Origin of the sequence: Entomomonas asaccharolytica, assembly GCF_016653615.1 — a bacterium.
Classification (GTDB): domain Bacteria; phylum Pseudomonadota; class Gammaproteobacteria; order Pseudomonadales; family Pseudomonadaceae; genus Entomomonas; species Entomomonas asaccharolytica.
On the sequence record NZ_CP067393.1, the window covers coordinates 2,641,900 to 2,660,664 of the forward strand.

Sequence of the window (18,765 nt, forward strand, 5' to 3'; positions counted from 1 at the left end):
GTCTTTACCAAAAATTAAAACAGCCCAAATTTATATATTAATATTATCTAATTTATATCAAACTACTAAAAATACTCTTTATACTCAACTACTAATTCTTTAATTTGTGATGAATTACAATATCTTATTTACTACCTGTTACAGCATAGGTTTGTAAATGTCGGCTAACAACACATCCAGCATTTTCTCTCGCTTGGTTATTTGTGACATCTGTTCCAGCAGGGCAAGCAATACCTGTAATAACAACAGCAATACAGTCCTTGCTATTAGCTCCACAAGTCACAATAGCCGCATCATTTCCAACGGCAGGAACACAGGCAAACCATGCCGAAGTTATACGTCTCCTATCGTTTGGCTCATCTAATACACTTTCGACAACATTTATAATCGTTGAATTGTCAGAAGCATGGGTTCTAAATTGCTGGTCAAAACCACTTGAACATAAATTAGTACGTAAGCTTGTAACAACAGTTGCATCTGTATTCATTAGTTCTAATAAAACGTCTGAACCAGATGATGCCGCTTGATAAGCTTGCTTTTGTAAAACACTATTATTGGTTATCACAGCATGAGAGGTACTATTCGCAGCCACAGATAAAGCCAATACCATCATTACTAACAACAACATTAACACTACTAATAAAGTGGAGCCTTGTTGTTTGCTTTTAGTTAATTTACACATATTATAAATTCCTCAATCTATAAGTAGCTGAGTAACTTCTTTGAACAGCTGTAAAGGCTTCATGTTTCTCAGTTCCTGAACCTGCTGCTGTCTTTACATTAATATAAAAAGTTATTAATTTCGCTGCCTGTAGATTTACAAGATTACTCATATTCGTATCATCATAATTAGTATCTCCACCAGTCCCAATAGTAACTTCGCTAAACTCTCCAGTATCATTCTGGAGTGTCAGCACTATTTTTTCTATGCGGACTCCTTCAATACGATCATTAACTAAATCAAAATTATTTGATGTTGCAACACTCCTACCTTGAATACAAAGATCTTCTGGATAAGTATCACCACAATTTTGATATACCATATTACGATAGTAGAGTTTTCGGCCAAAACAATCCTCAGCTGTCAATTGTGTTTCACCTGATTGAGCAAATTTCTCATCTATACCATATGCAAACATAACCCCAACAGGCGTCTTTAATGGCACAACGGCAAAAGAACGCTTTCTATGTTCATCAGTATTTTTTCCTGACCAACCTATCTCTCCCCCAGCACTACAACCATTATAGCCAGCCCTACCAGCTTCTGAGCCCAATAAATCCAGCACTGTTTTTGCTCTATCTTGGTTAACGGATAAATTATTGGTAGTAGTACCTAAAGATGAAGATGAGATCATCACTTGGGTGACACCTAGCAATAAGATCATCCCTAGTAATAAGGCTATCATTAGCTCAATAAGAGAAAATCCATTTTGCTTTACCTGTAAAAAACTTTTCATAAAAGTCCCACTTAATATTATAATGCTGTATTAACAATAAAATAACTGTAGTAGCTACCTACTGTTGATGAGTCAGAAGCTTGGCCTAGCTCTCTTGCCGTATCCCATGTAATAGAAAGCTTGTAACGTTTATTGTCGGGGACACCCATGATATCTGACTTCGACAGTTCTAGATCCCATGTAACATTTTGAACAGCTAATCCACTAATTTGCTCATTAAAATTATAAATATCATTTACTGCCATATCAGCACCACTACACCATTTTCCTAGTCCTTGGCACGCTGATTTTTTTGAACCTACTTTCTTAAGGTATTCATCTATATTGGTAGGATTTACTCTTATCTTTTCAATAAAAGTATTAGCCATTAATGCTATTTGTTCTGTTTCATAAGCTTTCACATTAACTTGCGAACTACGAATAATTAAAATAGAAGCACCTAATATGCCAATAACTAAAATAACGAAAGCAATTAATACTTCTAATATACTAAAGCCACGCTGAGTATTTACCTTAATCATTACTGCAGCTCTCCTGTTCTACTCTACTTTGCCCAATGGCAGAAACATTCATAACATTACACTTTTCAGTGGCAGCACTTGTTTTAGCTGTTATCTTCCATTTAACAGTCCCTGCTCCCTTTGGAAAATAATCCTTATTTAATGTCAAACCTGTGGAAGGAACATAAGCTCCATTATCATTATATTTAACAAATGAATCAGGTATACCATGGATAGCTGAGCTACTATCTGGGTAAAACGCTATAACCTTACCTAAACTTCCAGTGCTTCTATTGGTTATAACTATTGAGTTTGCAAGAGTCATCTCTCGAAGCCGATCTTTTATAGGACTTGCATAAAGAAAAACACCTATCTTTTTACTCTTTGTGAAATCATCTTCACATACATACTCATCTGAATCTTGAGTAAATGGACAAACAATTACTGGATTATTATGTGTAACTGCTGCTGTCTTTGCATACTGAAGCAAGCCTACTAACTCATTTGTTGTAGCAGTTATAGCATTTTTCTTTGACACACTAGAAAAATTAGGTACAGCTATAACTGTCAATACCGCCACAATCACTATCACCATCATTAGTTCTAAAGCTGTAAAACCCTTTTCTTTAAAAATTTTCATATTATGAACCTTAATTTGTTGGTTATTTATCCATAAATTAACTAACACTCAACACGTCAGCCCACCAATAAATAGTATAAAATTTCACTTATTACCATTATTTACAAAACCATTACTAATGCAACGAACAAACCCTCTAGATTTGCTAAATATCACATTTTAAAAATATTTTGCTATGCAAATCATGCAAAAACGACAGTTTTATTTTCATGCACTAACACTCGATCTTCTAAGTGATAACGCAACCCCCTTGCCAATACCATTTTTTCTACATCTCTTCCTAATCTTACCATGTCCTCAATGCTATGTTGATGAGATATACGTACTACATCTTGCTCAATAATAGGTCCTGCATCTAATTCTTCTGTCACATAGTGGCAGGTTGCACCTATCAGTTTCACACCGCGTTGAGCTGCTTGGTGATAAGGCTTTGCCCCAACAAAAGAAGGTAAGAAACTATGATGAATATTAATAATTTGGTGGGCGTAATGTTGACACAGCGAAGGTGGCAGAATTTGCATATACCTTGCCAAAACAATACAGTCAGCCTTGTAGTCTTCTATTAATTGAGTAACTTTAGCAAAACTCTCTTGTTTATTATTAGCATCTACAGGTACATGATGATAAGGTACGCCATACCATTCAACCATACTCCGCAAGTCATTATGATTGGAAATAACACCCACAATATCACAATCTAACTCATTACTATGCCAACGATACAGTAAATCAATTAAACAATGTGACTCTTTACTGGCCATTAACACCACTTTTTTCTTTTGATTAGACTCTGTTACCTGCCAAGTCATTTTGAACTGGTCAGCGACAGGTGCAAAAGCCTGTTTAAAACCATCTAAATCAAAAGGTAAAGATTCTGCTTGAATCACATGACGCATAAAAAACTGGCCATTTGCTAAATCTGAATGGTGGTTTGCTTCCAGAATCCAACCATTATAGGTAGCTAAAAACCCACTTACTTTAGCTACAATACCAATCCCATCAGGACAAGAAATTACCAACCGAAAGGTATTCATAAACACTCCCATAGTCTACAACGGCGGGTATTGTAAGTTGTATATTGCACTTAGTCCATTAAGTTAAGTGAGGTTATTAATAAAATAGTTTTTTTGAAAAAGATATGCAGACATGTATATTACTGTCTTAAATAAAGAATTTGCCATTATTAAACCTTTAATTTATAAATATTTTTGCTCTAAATAAGCTATGTAATTTTGCCATAGTGTTAAGATTTGTTGTTGCTGTATATCACTATTATCAAATAATTCTTGGCATGCGCTGTTAAACTGCTCAAGGGTAATAGGCGCTCCTTTACTAATATCTTGTAAACGTGCTTTACAAAAATGATGCCATTGTATTTGTTCTTCCTTGTTCAGTGTATTAGGATAGTTTCTAGCTCGATAGCGAAACAATAACTCTGGCAAACGCCCATCCTCAAAATGCCCCATTTCATCAATAAGCCTCGCTGGGTTTGATTGCCGTATATGATCACAAAGCCTTTTATCACGTTCTGATAAAAACCCAGCATATAACTGCTGTTCAGGATCATCTATAGTCTCTGCAAACTGCTTACCCTCGCTACTATAAACCTCCATTAATTTACTTTGCCATAAAGGTTGTGAATCAACCAATTGCGCAGCTTGCTGCAAGCAAGCAGCCACATCCAATTGTAAACGCTCAATATCTTGTTCTCTTAACACACCCATAGGGGCAATAACAGGGCAACGATTGATATGAATAAGTTTTAGGGGAATTGGAGGAATATCATCTGGTAATTCTTCGTATTTAGTGTATAGATATTGAACAATTTCATCAGCATTTAATGTTAATAATGGCGTAATATCTTTTTGTAAATCACACACAATAACCGCATTTTTATTAACAGGATGCCATGCTAAAGGTAAAACAACCGACAAATAGTGACGATCAGCAGAGAAACGACCCGAAATATGCACCATTGGCTTTAATAAATTAATTTTAGTTTGCACTTCTTTTTTAAAACGCAGATTAAACAAATACTTATAAAGTTGAGGTTGTTTTTCTTTTACTAATCTAGCTAATGCTATTGTTGCTCTTACATCTGATAAAGCGTCATGGGCCTGCTCATGCTGAATACCATTTGCTGTTGTTAATAGTTCTAAGCGTAACGATATTCTACCCTCTTGTTGCGGCCATACAATACCTTCTGGACGAAGTGCATAGGTTGTTCTTAATAGGTCTATAATATCCCAACGACTATTACCCCCCTGCCATTCCCTCGCATAAGGATCATAAAAATTACGATAAAGGCCATAGCGGGTTACTTCATCATCAAAACGAATACTGTTATAACCTGCGGTGCATGTTTGTGGTAAAGATATCTCCTGATATAAGCGTTGAAAGAAAGTGGCTTCATTGACACCTTTCTCCAATAAAATATCTGGAGTAATCCCTGTGACTAAACAAGCCTGAGGATGGGGTAAAATATCCTCACTTAATTGACAATAGATATTAATAGGCTCTGCTATTTCATTAAACTCTAGGTCTGTTCTAATACCAGCCACTTGCAAAGGTCTATCAGCTCGCGGATTAATTCCTGTTGTTTCAAAATCATACCAAAAAATGCTAGTTGTCATATTTTGCTCATTTTCATTATTTTCCATAACAGATTACTTGATTTTATCAGTATTTTTAAGCATATTAATTATTCATAAATAATTAATAAAAGGTTGTTACAATATTTCAGCTACCATGATGAGTTATTGTATAAGGGATTTTGTATTAGCATGAACCATAAACTAGCTAAATTAGATACACTTTACAAAATAGAAACACCTGAGGGTATTAATTTAGTTTTTCGTCCTGCCAGCCCAATGATACGTTCATTAGCATTACTAATAGATGTTATCTTTCAATTCATTATTTTTGGTATTTTTTCAGCTATTGTCTTTTTTTTAATAACACTGCTTGACTTTAATGGCATGGCAATTATCAACTATATTGGTGGCTTATTTCTTATTTTGTCATTTATTATGGTTTGGTGGTACTTTGTATTATTGGAAGTATTGAACAAAGGACAATCACTAGGTAAACGCTTTTGTAATATTCGCGTTATTCATGATGATGGCACACCTGTTGGTTGGACAGCCTCATTACTTAGAAACTTATTAAGAGCGGTTGATCTACTACCTTCTTTTAGCTATGCTGTCGGCCTTCTTGTTGGTTTAAGTAATAAAGAATTTAAACGATTGGGTGATTTAGCGGCAGGTACCTTAGTGGTCTATAATGAAGAACACCTTAAGCCACAACCATTACCTGATATTGTTGCTTCACCTTGCCCGTTTCCGCTTACCCAAGAAGAACAACAAATTATTATAGCCTATGCAGAACGACGTCAAACCCTATCAACTGAACGTCGCCAAGAGCTTGCCAATATATTAAGTCAGCACTTCAACCTAAAAGATGAGCAGATGGAACATAAGCTATACCAAATTGCACAATACCTTATCGGTGCACAAGAGTCCTCTCATTTAAGGAGAGAGTCTTGAGACAACATACCTTTGAAAACCATTATCGGCAAACATGGCTTGATTTTGCTAGTCAGCTTGATCGTTTGGAAACAGGTAATAAAAAGCAATTAGCTGCCGCAAAACAAGAGGATATTAATTTCCCAGAAAGCTATCAAAGTATCTGTCAACATCTTGCCATTGCTGAATCAAGATACTACAGTCCAACGCTTATAAATTATTTACAACAACTTGTGCAAAGAGGACATCGAGTTCTTTATCAACATCGCAGTAATTTTTGGCTACGTATTATTCAATTTATTATCAGAGATTTTCCACAGTGCATTAGACAAGAAAAGAAGCTTATTCTTACTGCCACAGCTTTATTCTATGGCTCTGCACTAGTAAGCGCTTTGATTACTTTCTATTTTCCCGATTTTATCTACGTTTTCATGTCAACTAATGATATTTATGATCTTGAAAGTATGTATGATCCGTCCTCTCAGGTAATTAGACCTCTTGTTAGAGAGGGTGATGAAAATTGGTTTATGTTTGCTTACTATATTAATAATAATATCAGTATTGCCTTTGTTACCTTTGCAGGCGGAATTATTTTTTGCCTAGGAACGTTATATTACCTTCTAATAAACGGTATTATTATTGGTATTGTAGCTACTCATCTTAGTGTAAACGGTTACGCTGATACTTTTTGGCCTTTTGTTATTGGACATGGTTCATTCGAGTTAACAGCTATTGTTATTGCGGCAGCAGCTGGCTTAAAACTGGGTTTGGCAATTCTTATACCACAACGTAAAACGAGATTAGAAGCATTACGGTATACCGCTAAAACTGCTATAAATTTGGTAATTGGCGCATTTATCATGTTGCTTATTGCTGCTTTTATTGAGGCGTATTGGTCATCCATGAATAGCGCTTCGCATTTACGATTTGCGGTAGGTATCCTGCTATGGATAGCTGTTATCAGTTATTTCCTGTTTACTGGAAAAACAAGGCAAAGCCATGAAACTAACTGATACCACCATTGAAATACGTCCTCGCAGTGCTTGGGAATCAATTGATCTTGGTATTCTACTGGCTCGCCGTCATGGTTTACTATTAATAACTTCTTGGGCAATAGTCACATTACCTATTTTTTGTTTATTAACAGTTATTTTTTGGCAAGCCCCTGTTATAACTATCGATACATGGGAAATCCCCATATTACCTATTATCGTTTTTTGGTGGTTAAAACCTATTTTTGATCGAATTCCCCTGTATATCTTATCCAATGCAGTTTTTGGACAAGTTCCTACATTAAGCGAGACATTAAAGTTTTGGTTAAAGAGTTTAAAAAATAATACGCTTGCTGATTTAACAATACGCCGTTTTAAACTAGCAAGAAGTTTTGAGCTACCTGTTAGCCAACTAGAAATGTTTAGAGGTAAAGCAAGAAAGCAACGCTTAAGAAACTTACACTTAGGTAATAACAGAGCAGGCCTATTAACCTTATTATTTATTAATATTGAAGGGATATTAATTACTACCCTATTAACATTGGTCTATATGTTAACCAGTAGTACACCTAGCATTTTACCTACTCAAGACTATACAGCTGAAACAATATTGATGGATCAATTACCCTTTTGGCAAATACATGCCTATTTCTTTTTTTATACATTAGTACTGCTTATTACAGAACCCCTGTATGTTTCCTGTGGTTTTTGTTTATATTTAAATCGCCGAATTGGTATGGATGCATGGGATATTGAATTATCATTTAAACGTCTTAGCCATCGTCTAGCACAAACGCTTTCTATCTTATTGCTTAGTGGCTGTTTAGTTTTGTTCATTGGTTATCCTAGTCACTTGCAAGCTGAGCCATTAAACAAACAACATGCTACAGATACACAACTGCAACGCGAGACAGATAAGCAGCAAATAGAACAGATTTTAAAATCACCTCCTTTTTATGAGCAGGAGGAACAAACAAGATTGCGCTGGATTAATGATCCCACATCACCACCAAAACCTTCTACTACAGAATCCTCATCATTTAATGGGCTAGCTTGGTTGTCATTGGATTTTTTTAAAATTGTTATTTGGGCATTTGTTATTTTCGTTGTACTGCTAGTTGTTTGGCTATTTGTTAAACATCTTTCAATCACAAAGAAATACCAAAAAGTTGTTACACCTCCTGAAAAGTTATTTGGTTTAGCGATCACTCCAGAAAGTCTACCAACTAATATCGTGGAAGAATTTGAACGACTCTGGCAACAGGGGCAAACACGTCAAGCACTTAGTTTGCTATACCGTGGATTATTAAGCCATTTAGTCCATCAGTATCAAATACCTTTAAAAAGTTCCCACACAGAAGGTGAAATCGTTTCCTTAACAAAACAAACACAAATATCCGCTGTAACAGAATTTACCCAAAACCTAACTAATCAATGGTTACTCATGGCCTATGGCCACTATCCTATTCAGCCTGAACAAAAACAAGTATTAATCACAGGTTGGCAGACATTAATGCAATTTAACGACAAGGAGGCAACCCATGAGAAGACTCTCTAGGGGAATGATATTGCTACTTGTTATCTTCTTTCTTTTATTAACCCTTGTTATTGGCTATATTTATATTAATACTGAAAGTTATACAACAATCATTGTTAAACCTAAGCCTTATAAAGTAAGAACTAACCCTTATCTTGCTGCTGAACACTTTTTAACAGCGAACAAGCAAAAAGTTACTAGCCGAAAACACCTTAATTTTTTTGATAAATTACCAACCACTAAGCAAACCGTTTTGTTACTGGGAGAACATAGCCATTTAACGCCACCCCAGAATAAAAAGATTCTTGACTGGGTGAGTAATGGCGGACAGCTTATTGTTGAAATTAACCACAACAAAGATTACAGAAAAAACGCTATTACTGACCCTTTACTTAATGACCTAGGCATAGAACTAGCCATATTAAAAATGGATAATCCTGATAAAGAATTACCTACTAAACTTTATATTGAAAATGAAACAACACCTATTACTTTAAATTTTCTTCCTTACTATGCTTTAATCAACACAGACAACAAGGCTACACTTTGGGCGAATGACGACAAGGATAATACTCATATCCTACAACTCCCCCATCATAAAGGAAGAATCACTGTTATTTCAGATGCTAATTTATGGAAAAATAAATCTATTGAACAACATGATCACGCATGGTTACTACGCTATTTAACAACAGGCAATGATGTTGTACTGGTTTACAATTCTTTTTCACAAACACAAACAGAACATCCTAATTTTTTTGTAAACTTGTTTAAACATTTTCCCTATACTTTACTGGCACTTATCTTATTAATTATTGCTGTGCTGTGGTATAAAGGAATGCGCTCTGGCCCCTTGGAAGCACTGTTTAGTAGAAACCGCCGTCGTTTACCTGAACAACTTTCAGCACAAGCCAATTTTTTATATAAGAAAATAGGGGCAACGCAACTTATTGCAATTCTACAACAGGATATTAACTACCTTGCTAAAAAGCGTCATCCTCGTTTTGATGACCTACCTATTGATGAGCAACACCATCTACTGAGTAAATTAACCCAACACCCAATTGCAACAATCTCTCAAGTAATGGGGATAACAGATCAACAGAAACTTTCTAAACTTGAATTTATCGATATAGTTACTGCCCTCCAAGCAATCAGGAATACACTATGACAGACATGACAAAATACCAAAACCCTGCAATAGCAGCTACACCACAACCTGATAGCAATCTACAAAATGCTCACAACTTTGTGCAAAGATTACGCCAAGAACTACAAAAAGCGATTGTAGGTCAAGAGGACATTATTGATCAGACTATTATCGTGTTACTAGCGAATGGTCATGTATTACTTGAAGGTGTACCTGGTCTTGGTAAAACTCTATTAGTGCGTGCCTTAGCGCAATGCTTTAACGGCCAATTTGCCCGTATTCAATTTACTCCAGACTTAATGCCTAGTGATGTCACAGGCCATGCTATTTATGATATAAAAACAGAGCAATTTAAACTACGTAAAGGCCCTATTTTTACTAACTTACTATTAGCCGATGAAATTAACCGCGCCCCTGCCAAAACACAATCAGCATTACTAGAAGTGATGCAAGAGCGTCAAGCAACGCTTGAAGGTGAATCGTTGCCAGTACCACAACCATTTATGGTATTAGCGACACAAAACCCTATTGAGCAAGAAGGAACTTACCCGCTACCAGAAGCGCAACTTGACCGCTTTATGTTTAAAATTAATATCAATTACCCTGCTCATAATGAAGAATCACTACTGGTAAAACAAGTTACCCAGTCAGCGCAAGCGGATATGTTGGAAGTAAAGCCTTTACAACAATTAGTACAGCCTAAAGATATTTTAGCGTTACAGCAAATCACCAAAAATATTCCTGTTGATGAACAAATTATTGATTATGCAGTTCGCTTAGTCAGAGCAACCCGCGACCACCATAATCTAGCTATTGGTGCTGGCCCACGTGCTTCTATTGCATTGATTCAAGCAGGAAAAGCAAGAGCCCTTATAAGAGGCGGTCAATTCGTTATTCCAGATGATATCAAAGGGTGTGTACTACCTACTTTACGTCATCGAATAAAGCTCAGTGCTGCTATGGAAATTGAAGGCGCAACCATCGATCAAGTGCTTAACCAGATCATTGATCAAGTTGCAGCCCCTAGACTGTGAGTAAACACATGCCAGCAACTAGCCGACAGTTATTAAAACCTGCTAAACCTCTTGTTATTACGCTAGCAGTTTTTATGGCTATTATAGCCCTCTTAGAAAGTTTAAGAGCTATGAACGTTAATGTGCCAAGCAACTACTATCAAGTATGGCTAATTGCTTTATTAGTCTTTATATTTTTTGTAGTGGCTGATATAGCGAGTTTTAAAAAAGTAACCACTCCCCTTATAGAAAGGCAACTACCTCCTTACCTATCATTAAATCGTTGGCAAGAGGTTAGTTTACTTATCAGTAATCAACAAAATAACACTTTACCCTTGATCGTTTATGACTATTCACCAGAAGCCATAGACTTTAAACAACTACCCCATACATTAGAACTGCTAGCTAATGGTAAATACCTATTGAAATACACCATTAAACCATTACAACGCGGTCACTTTTTTTGGGAAAGTTGTGAACTAACGATGACGAGCCAATGGCAATTATGGCAACAACGTCGTATTGTCCCCGTAACCAATGACAGCCATGTATACCCAGACTTTACCAAGCTGTTTGACTCCAATATCACTACCATTGAACAATGGATTTACTATTTAGGTGTGCGTCCAAAACCTAGACGTGGTTTAGGGCAAGATTTCCACCAACTACGCGATTTTCGAGAAGGCGATACATTACGGCAAATAGACTGGAAAGCCACTGCTCGCAAAAAAGCACCTATTGCTAAAGAGTATCAAGATGAACGAGATCAACATATCATCTTTTTACTAGATTGTGGACAGCGTATGCGTTTACAGGACGATCAGCTTGCTCATTTTGACCATGCACTTAACGCTTCGCTATTACTTAGCTATGTAGCCCTTAGACAAGGCGATGCAGTTGGTCTTGCTACCTTTGGTGCAGATAAAGAATTATTTATAAAACCAGCCAAAGGTAACTTACAACTAAATACACTGTTAAATGCAGTCTACAATATTAAATGTACTCAAACGCCTGCCGACTATAATATAGCGGTACAAAAACTACTGAGTAAAACTCAACGCCGTGCGCTAGTGATTGTAATTACAAACTTACGCTATTCAGAAAACGCAGAAACTATCGCCGCATTTAAACAATTGAGTCGTTATCATAAAGTGCTGATAGCGAGTATGCGTGAAGAAATTCGTGACGATATTTCACAACAGCCTATTAATGACTTTGATGATGCCTTAACCTATTGTGGAAATATCCATCAACTACTTAACCGTAACCAACTCCATGACAGATTAATAGCATACCAATTGCCTATTTTAGATGTAGTTCCTAAGCAGTTTGGCCCACAATTGGTTAGCCACTATCTATCTTTAAAACGTTCGGGTGCTCTTTAATTTTTTATTGTCAGGAACTTACCACCATTGAACACTTCTAATGTACACTCAAATAAATTTACAATTAAATAATTTTTTTTGACATTTTATTGACATTTACATTTGTATTATACTGCCTCAATTTCACGTTTAACTAAAAGTTTAAAACCATAATGAAACAGAATAAATCACTTGGTACACCTAGTGCGCTACAGCAACTAGGTTTTTTTGTACTCTCTGCATTAGTGTTAATGATAGTTTATAGCTTATTACGCTATGCCCTATTCCAATACAATCACGAACTAGTAGGTGATACACCTACCAGTACCTTTATCGAAGCATTTATTAACGGCTTACGTTTTGATGGCAAAATGGTAGCCTTTATGATGATTCCCATAGGCCTTACCTTTCTTTGCAGACCAGTGATGGGTTGGCGGTTTGTACAGCGTTTATGGCTTACCATAGCAGCTTGTATTGCTATCTTTTTAGGTGTTTTAGAATTAGATTTCTACCATGAATTTCATCAACGTTTAAATAGCCTAGTTTTCCAATATATTCGCGAAGATCCTAAAACTGTACTGAGTATGATTTGGTATGGCTATCCTGTCGTCAAATATATGCTTGCTTGGGCTATTATCACGGCTATTATTTGGTTTATTTTTAAATTAATTGACCGTATTACCCGTTCAGAACAGAGCAAAAAATACCCTTTTTATGTACACCTGATTATTTTTGTTATTTGTGCCGCAGTTATTACTTTAGTTGGACGTGGCACTTTACGCCAAGGTTCACCATTACGTTGGGGTGATGCGTATACCACAGACTCACCTTTTGCTAACCAATTAGGTTTAAATGGTACATTATCATTGATTGATGCTGCGCGTAATGTAAGAAGTCGCAATACAATCTGGAAAGCGACCATGCCACCAGAGCAAGCACAACAAATCGTTCGTACTATGTTACTAACGCCTAGTGATACCTTAGTGGAAGCTAATAAAGCGGTCATTCGTCGTGACTATCAACCAAACGCTGAAAAAACATTACCCATTAAGAATGTGGTAGTGATCTTAATGGAAAGTTTCGCAGGTCGTTATACAGGTGTGTTAGGTGATCCAAACCATATAACCCCAAACTTTGATAAATTAGCCCAAGAAGGCTTGTTATTTACTCAGTTTTTCTCAAATGGTACTCATACCCACCAAGGTATGTTTGCCACAATGGCTTGTTTCCCTAACCTACCAGCCTTTGAAACACTAATGCAAGAACCTGAGGGGAATAATAAGTTCTCTGGTTTACCGCAACTACTCTCCATTCGTGATATGAACGATGTTTATGTCTACAATGGAGATTTTGCATGGGATAACCAAAGTGGTTTCTTTAGCAACCAAGGCATGACTACTTTTATTGGTCGTAATGACTATGTAAACCCTGTTTTCTCAGACCCAACATGGGGTGTATCTGACCAAGACATGTTTGCCCGTGGTAATGAGGAGTTAGATAAACTAGCCAAACAAGGTAAGCCTTTCTATGCGCTATTACAAAGTTTATCTAACCACACGCCTTATGCCTTACCAAAGAATTTACCTGTTGAGCCTGTAACAGATCAAGGTTCACAAAATGAACACTTAACCGCCATGCGTTATTCTGATTGGGCATTAGGTCAATTCTTTGAAAAAGCGAAACAGTCTCCATATTACAACGACACACTGTTTGTTATTGTTGGCGATCATGGCTTTGGTAGCCCTATGCAATTAACCGATATGGATATGTTCCGCTTTAATGTACCGTTACTGTTAATTGCACCAGGGGTTCAAGAGAAGTTTGGTAAAACCAATACGACTGTTGGCACGCAAGTGGATGTTGTTCCTACTATTATGGGTCGTTTAGGCGGCGATGTTCGCCATCAATGTTGGGGACGTGACTTATTAAATCTTCCTGAAGGTGATAAAGGTTTTGGTATTATTAAGCCCTCTGGCAGTGACCAAACAGTCGCTCTTATTAAAGGCAATGAAATCCTAATTCGTCCAAGTGAAATGGAGCCAAAACTGTATCACTATCAATTAGGGGCTAAACCTTCAGCCACTTTATTGAATGATCAACAGTTACTAAATAGCTTAAAGCCTGAACTTGAAGCTTATATTCAAATGGCTACCCAGAGTTTATTAGAAAATACAGCAGGTGCCGAAGCCGCTCAATCGGATAAATAATATTATCCAAATACTCCACTAACCTTATTGTTAGTGGAGTTATTAAACGGTTTGATTTACAATTACTCTTTGAAAAGTACCGTTATTACTTACTGAACATGCTATAGTAATAACCTTTATAGTTAGCCTGTTTAGCCTATATTCTCATGCGCACACCTACTCCTCTTTTTGATTACCCAAAATACTGGGCTGAATGCTTTGGCATTGCACCTTATCTCCCTATGAGCCGTGAAGAAATGGATCAGCTTGGCTGGGATTCCTGTGATATTGTCCTCGTCACAGGCGATGCCTATGTCGATCATCCCTCTTTTGGTATGGCTATTATTGGTCGAGTTTTAGAAGGGCAAGGCTTTCGAGTAGGTATTATCGCTCAACCTGACTGGCATGCTAAAGATGACTTTATGAGATTAGGTAAGCCTAATCTATTTTATGGTGTAGCAGCGGGTAATATGGACTCGATGATTAATCGCTATACTGCCGATCGTCGTATCCGCTCTGATGATGCCTATACGCCAGGAGGAGAAGCAGGTAAAAGACCAGATCGTGCTAGCTTAGTATATAGCCAACGCTGTAAAGAAGCCTACAAAGATGTACCTGTTATTTTGGGTGGCATTGAAGCCTCATTACGTCGTATTGCTCACTATGATTATTGGCAAGACAATGTACGTCGCTCAATATTAGTGGATGCCACTGCTGATTTAGTGGTTTATGGTAATGCTGAACGGGCTATTTGCGAAATAGCACAACGTTTTTCCCGTGGTGAATCCGTAGCGAGCATGACAGATATTAGAGGCACTGCTTTTATTCAACGCCATACCCCAGAAGGATGGTATGAAATAGATTCAACACGCATTGATCGCCCTGGTAAAGTGGATAAAATTATCAATCCCTATGTATCTACTCAAGAGTTAGAAGCATGCGCAATTGAACAGCAAAAAGGCCAACATACGCCGATAGATACTGAACAAACTCAAGCAGTCACTATATTACCCAACCCTACCCTCACCAGAGAAAAAACCGTTATTCGTTTACCCTCTTTTGAGAAAGTACGTAATGACCCTGTTTTATATGCTCATGCCAGTCGTATATTGCATTTAGAAACCAACCCAGGAAATGCTAGAGCATTGGTTCAAAAACACGATAATATGGATGTATGGATTAATCCACCGCCTATTCCGTTAACTACCCCAGAGATGGACTATGTATTTGGTTTACCTTATGCCAGATTACCCCATCCATCTTATAAGGGAGCTAAAATACCAGCCTATGAGATGATTCGTTTTTCAGTCAATATCATGCGTGGTTGTTTTGGTGGCTGTACTTTCTGTTCAATTACCGAACATGAAGGGCGGATTATTCAAAATCGCTCAGAAGAATCTATTCTTCAAGAAATTGAAGACATACGTGATAAAGTGCCAGGTTTTACAGGGGTTATTTCTGATTTAGGTGGCCCTACCGCCAACATGTATCGTTTAGCCTGCAAAAGTCGTGAAATCGAAGCCGCTTGCCGTAAGCCTTCCTGTGTTTATCCAGGCATTTGTGGCAATCTGAATACCGATCACTCAGCATTAATTCAATTGTATCGTCATGCCCGAGAACTTAAAGGTATTAAGAAAATATTGATTGCCTCAGGTTTACGTTATGATCTCGCTGTAAAATCACCTGAATACGTTAAAGAACTAGTCACTCATCATGTTGGTGGTTACTTAAAAATCGCGCCTGAGCATACTGAACAAGGCCCCTTAAGTAAAATGATGAAACCTGGCATAGGGATTTATGATACCTTCAAAGAAATGTTTGATAAGTACAGTAAAGAAGCGGATAAAGAACAATACCTTATCCCTTATTTTATTGCAGCGCATCCTGGTACAACTGATGAAGACATGATGAACCTTGCTCTTTGGTTAAAAAGTCGTGGCTTTAGAGCCGATCAGGTACAAGCTTTCTATCCGTCACCAATGGCTACTGCCACCGCCATGTATCACTCAGGCAAAGATCCATTACATAAAGTGACCTATAAGAGTGATAAAGTATTTATCACCAAAAGTGAAGAACAACGTCGCTTGCATAAGGCTTTCTTACGTTATCATGACCCAAATAACTGGCCCCTGTTAAGAGAAGCGTTACAACGGATGGGACGTGCTGATTTAATTGGTGAGGGTAAACATCAACTTATTCCAACCCATCAACCTAAAACGTCTGGTTATCAGAGCCCTAGGCGTAAAAACTCAACCCCTAGTCATGGTAATAAGGCCAAACAATCTATATTAACGCAACACACAGGGTTACCTCCCCGCCAACAGGGATTAAAAGCAATCAAAAAGTCACCTAAAAGAAAATAATTAGAGGTTAATAGAAATAGATCACAAAAAACTCACCTAGCTAGTGAGTTGATTTAGTTAAATGTTATACTGCTAATATCGTATTATTTAATTAATAATCACTGTTAAAAAGGGCATTACCCCTATGAAATCATTATTAAACTCGCGCTTTATTTTCTTTATGATTTTCCTAGCCTGTGCTGCTAGCCTAGGTTATGCCTTTTATCTGGAATATGTTCACCATATGGAGCCGTGCGTGCTATGTTGGGTGCAACGTGTACTATTTGCTGCAGTAGGGATTATTTGCTTTATTGGCTTTATTCATAATCCACAAAGTGTGGGACGACGCATCTATGCATTCTTAGGTTTAATTTTCTCAATACTTGGCATTGTTGCAGCAGGTCGTCAAATATGGCTTAAATTTAACCCAGATAATTCGGGTTGCCTACCTACTACTATTGAAAGTATTTTTGAAGATAACCCCTTTTTTGAAGCCATTTTAAAAGCCTTCCAAGGAACATCCGAATGTGGTTTATTTCAAGGCGAGGTCTTAGGTATTGAGTTACCTTACTGGGGTATTATATTATTCAGCGCCATTACCATTGTCCTCATCTTTCAACTTGTTAGAAGTAACTCGTTACGGATTCTATTTAACTAAATCAGTTAAGCGTTAATCATACAGTATGAATTAACGCTTTTTTTAATAACGCGCGCTCACTTGGCTGATTGCTTTCAGTCTTTCTTCTGTTAATGCTTCACCCAAAGCAATTCCTTGTAATCCCTTAGCAATAAATGGCTGTGGTTTTACAGCGCGTACAGCCTCTGCTATTTCTTTCAAAAGTTGGCTTGGCAGATAGTCTTGTTCATTATCAAGCTGCCCTGTCACTTTGGCTAATAATACACAAACCTCTAATAATAATGATAAACGTTCAGGACGACGTAAAACATCTGTTCGTTGCAATAGATTTAATAAATCATCAGCCGATTGAGTTAAACTTTGCTGACACATCACTAAATATTGCCCTGTTAATAGGGCTAAATCACTACAATCATTGGGTACTTTAAAGCGTTGATTAATCGCTTTAATACTATTTAAATTACCCGCTAAAGCTTGGGGAATCATCAAACAAGCCCAACGTACTACTAACGGTTTTTGTTCAATAGCCGCTTGCTTTAAAACACGTTCAACTAAAGGTAAATCTACCAACTCAGGAAGTAGTACAGGTAAAGCCTTACATTGTTGCAGAACTTGTAAAAAAACCTCTGGGCTAGGTTCCATTAATGCACGTGAAAACTCTTTCCACACCCGCTCAGCAGTTAGCTCATCTAACTCGCCACTGGTGCTTAAGGTTGTCATTAATGCTAAGGTTTCTTCTGCAATAGTAAAACCTAAATTAGCATAGCGTGCAGCAAAGCGCGCGACTCTTAGAACCCTTAATGGATCTTCAATAAATGCGGCTGAAACATGGCGTAAGATTCTATTTTCAATATCTTGTTGACCATTGTAGGGATCATATAAATTACCCCGTTCATCTTCAGCAATGGCATTAATCGTTAAATCTCTTCGTGCTAAATCTTGTTGTAAAGTAACGGTAGGGTCTGTAAAAAAAGTAAAGCCACCATAGCCTTTACCACTTTTCCGCTCAGTACGTGCTAACGCATATTCCTCGCCTGTTTTAGGATGAAGAAACACTGGAAAATCAGCACCTACAGGTTGATACCCTCGCGCTAACATATCCTCAGCGGTAGCACCCACCACTACCCAGTCAGTATCCATTACAGGTTGATCTAACAACCTATCACGAACAGCACCACCAACTTTATAAACAACTAATTTATCTTTCACATTTATCCTTTCTACTGCTCTTTAGCAGTAGTTATAACCACAGCACTATAATAAAACTTAGGTTAGTTATAGTGAGAATTTTTATTAAATACAAGTTAATTATATTAAAGTTTATAAAACAACCTGTTACAGAACAAGCAATCATACTAAAGTCGTAGTGCTTATTGTAAAAACCTATTTTCCCCCTGCTATTCCAGATTTAAAGCTATATGAT

16 protein-coding genes are annotated in these 18,765 nt (G+C 37.1%); 9 read left to right on the forward strand and 7 right to left on the reverse strand.

The features are described from left to right. Positions 1-124: 124 nt before the first annotated feature. The 6 genes from JHT90_RS12290 to sbcB all read right to left on the reverse strand — a co-directional run bounded on the left by JHT90_RS12290 (position 125) and on the right by sbcB (position 5,230). Positions 125-682: a hypothetical protein gene (locus JHT90_RS12290; RefSeq protein ID WP_201091403.1), complete on the reverse strand. Its 558-nt coding sequence runs from the start codon at positions 680-682 to the stop codon at positions 125-127. A 1-nt stretch (position 683) separates the two neighbouring features. Continuing rightward, positions 684-1,457 (reverse strand): PilW family protein, encoded by a 774-nt coding sequence (locus JHT90_RS12295; protein ID WP_201091404.1) that lies wholly within the window; start codon positions 1,455-1,457, stop codon positions 684-686. 17 nt (positions 1,458-1,474) lie between these two features. Next, the gene (gene pilV, locus JHT90_RS12300; RefSeq protein ID WP_201091406.1) at positions 1,475-1,978 is read right to left on the reverse strand and encodes a type IV pilus modification protein PilV; all 504 of its coding nucleotides are present in this window, start codon (positions 1,976-1,978) and stop codon (positions 1,475-1,477) included. Beyond that, the gene (locus JHT90_RS12305; protein WP_201091407.1) at positions 1,971-2,597 is read right to left on the reverse strand and encodes a GspH/FimT family pseudopilin; all 627 of its coding nucleotides are present in this window, start codon (positions 2,595-2,597) and stop codon (positions 1,971-1,973) included. The genes pilV and JHT90_RS12305 overlap by 8 nt, the downstream gene beginning before the upstream one ends. Before the next feature lie 182 nt (positions 2,598-2,779). Next, positions 2,780-3,631 carry a formyltetrahydrofolate deformylase gene (gene purU / locus JHT90_RS12310; protein ID WP_201091417.1) on the reverse strand — a complete coding sequence of 284 codons (852 nt, stop codon included), beginning with the start codon at positions 3,629-3,631 and terminating at the stop codon, positions 2,780-2,782. Positions 3,632-3,793: 162 nt separating this feature from the next. Next, the gene (gene sbcB / locus JHT90_RS12315; RefSeq protein WP_201095885.1) at positions 3,794-5,230 is read right to left on the reverse strand and encodes an exodeoxyribonuclease I; all 1,437 of its coding nucleotides are present in this window, start codon (positions 5,228-5,230) and stop codon (positions 3,794-3,796) included. 150 nt (positions 5,231-5,380) lie between these two features. On the opposite strand from sbcB, the gene JHT90_RS12320 reads away from it, so the two are divergent. The 9 genes from JHT90_RS12320 (at position 5,381) to JHT90_RS12360 (ending at position 17,363) form a co-directional block, all read left to right on the forward strand. Continuing rightward, on the forward strand, positions 5,381-6,142 hold the full coding sequence (locus JHT90_RS12320; RefSeq protein WP_201091419.1) for an RDD family protein: 762 nt from the start codon (positions 5,381-5,383) through the stop codon (positions 6,140-6,142). Beyond that, positions 6,139-7,134: a stage II sporulation protein M gene (locus JHT90_RS12325; RefSeq protein WP_201091421.1), complete on the forward strand. Its 996-nt coding sequence runs from the start codon at positions 6,139-6,141 to the stop codon at positions 7,132-7,134. The genes JHT90_RS12320 and JHT90_RS12325 overlap by 4 nt, the downstream gene beginning before the upstream one ends. Continuing rightward, positions 7,121-8,671, forward strand: coding sequence for a DUF4129 domain-containing protein (locus JHT90_RS12330; protein WP_201091423.1), 1,551 nt, complete (start codon positions 7,121-7,123; stop codon positions 8,669-8,671). Before JHT90_RS12325 ends, JHT90_RS12330 begins: the two co-directional genes overlap by 14 nt. Then, a complete protein-coding gene (locus JHT90_RS12335) occupies positions 8,655-9,821 on the forward strand; it encodes a DUF4350 domain-containing protein (protein WP_201091425.1) in 1,167 nt (388 codons plus the stop codon). The genes JHT90_RS12330 and JHT90_RS12335 overlap by 17 nt, the downstream gene beginning before the upstream one ends. Before the next feature lie 5 nt (positions 9,822-9,826). Further along, the gene (locus JHT90_RS12340; RefSeq protein WP_379971752.1) at positions 9,827-10,834 is read left to right on the forward strand and encodes an AAA family ATPase; all 1,008 of its coding nucleotides are present in this window, start codon (positions 9,827-9,829) and stop codon (positions 10,832-10,834) included. 8 nt (positions 10,835-10,842) lie between these two features. After that, positions 10,843-12,198, forward strand: a complete 1,356-nt coding sequence (locus JHT90_RS12345) for a DUF58 domain-containing protein (RefSeq protein ID WP_201091429.1) — start codon at positions 10,843-10,845, stop codon at positions 12,196-12,198. Between the two features lie 152 nt (positions 12,199-12,350). Next, the gene (locus JHT90_RS12350; protein ID WP_201091430.1) at positions 12,351-14,384 is read left to right on the forward strand and encodes an LTA synthase family protein; all 2,034 of its coding nucleotides are present in this window, start codon (positions 12,351-12,353) and stop codon (positions 14,382-14,384) included. A gap of 146 nt (positions 14,385-14,530) precedes the next feature. Further along, on the forward strand, positions 14,531-16,726 hold the full coding sequence (locus JHT90_RS12355; RefSeq protein ID WP_201091431.1) for a YgiQ family radical SAM protein: 2,196 nt from the start codon (positions 14,531-14,533) through the stop codon (positions 16,724-16,726). Positions 16,727-16,850: 124 nt separating this feature from the next. Continuing rightward, positions 16,851-17,363 carry a disulfide bond formation protein B gene (locus tag JHT90_RS12360; protein ID WP_201091432.1) on the forward strand — a complete coding sequence of 171 codons (513 nt, stop codon included), beginning with the start codon at positions 16,851-16,853 and terminating at the stop codon, positions 17,361-17,363. A gap of 42 nt (positions 17,364-17,405) precedes the next feature. Here JHT90_RS12360 and JHT90_RS12365 read toward each other — a convergent pair whose 3' ends face one another. Continuing rightward, complete coding sequence (locus JHT90_RS12365; protein WP_236254125.1) at positions 17,406-18,482, reverse strand: multifunctional CCA tRNA nucleotidyl transferase/2'3'-cyclic phosphodiesterase/2'nucleotidase/phosphatase; 1,077 nt, start codon at positions 18,480-18,482, stop codon at positions 17,406-17,408. Positions 18,483-18,765 lie beyond the last annotated feature (283 nt).

Bases quoted from the DNA above. Each gene is read 5' to 3' on its own strand.
- JHT90_RS12340 (WP_379971752.1), top strand. From the start codon at position 9,827: ATGACAAAATACCAAAACCCTGCAATAGCAGCTACACCACAACCTGAT.
- JHT90_RS12360 (WP_201091432.1), top strand. From the start codon at position 16,851: ATGAAATCATTATTAAACTCGCGCTTTATTTTCTTTATGATTTTCCTA.
- JHT90_RS12330 (WP_201091423.1), top strand. From the start codon at position 7,121: ATGAAACTAACTGATACCACCATTGAAATACGTCCTCGCAGTGCTTGG.
- pilV (WP_201091406.1), bottom strand. From the start codon at position 1,978: ATGATTAAGGTAAATACTCAGCGTGGCTTTAGTATATTAGAAGTATTA.
- JHT90_RS12320 (WP_201091419.1), top strand. From the start codon at position 5,381: ATGAACCATAAACTAGCTAAATTAGATACACTTTACAAAATAGAAACA.
- JHT90_RS12355 (WP_201091431.1), top strand. From the start codon at position 14,531: ATGCGCACACCTACTCCTCTTTTTGATTACCCAAAATACTGGGCTGAA.
- sbcB (WP_201095885.1), bottom strand. From the start codon at position 5,230: ATGACAACTAGCATTTTTTGGTATGATTTTGAAACAACAGGAATTAAT.
- JHT90_RS12365 (WP_236254125.1), bottom strand. From the start codon at position 18,482: ATGGATACTGACTGGGTAGTGGTGGGTGCTACCGCTGAGGATATGTTA.
- JHT90_RS12350 (WP_201091430.1), top strand. From the start codon at position 12,351: ATGAAACAGAATAAATCACTTGGTACACCTAGTGCGCTACAGCAACTA.
- JHT90_RS12335 (WP_201091425.1), top strand. From the start codon at position 8,655: ATGAGAAGACTCTCTAGGGGAATGATATTGCTACTTGTTATCTTCTTT.
- purU (WP_201091417.1), bottom strand. From the start codon at position 3,631: ATGAATACCTTTCGGTTGGTAATTTCTTGTCCTGATGGGATTGGTATT.
- JHT90_RS12305 (WP_201091407.1), bottom strand. From the start codon at position 2,597: ATGAAAATTTTTAAAGAAAAGGGTTTTACAGCTTTAGAACTAATGATG.
- JHT90_RS12345 (WP_201091429.1), top strand. From the start codon at position 10,843: ATGCCAGCAACTAGCCGACAGTTATTAAAACCTGCTAAACCTCTTGTT.
- JHT90_RS12295 (WP_201091404.1), bottom strand. From the start codon at position 1,457: ATGAAAAGTTTTTTACAGGTAAAGCAAAATGGATTTTCTCTTATTGAG.
- JHT90_RS12290 (WP_201091403.1), bottom strand. From the start codon at position 682: ATGTGTAAATTAACTAAAAGCAAACAACAAGGCTCCACTTTATTAGTA.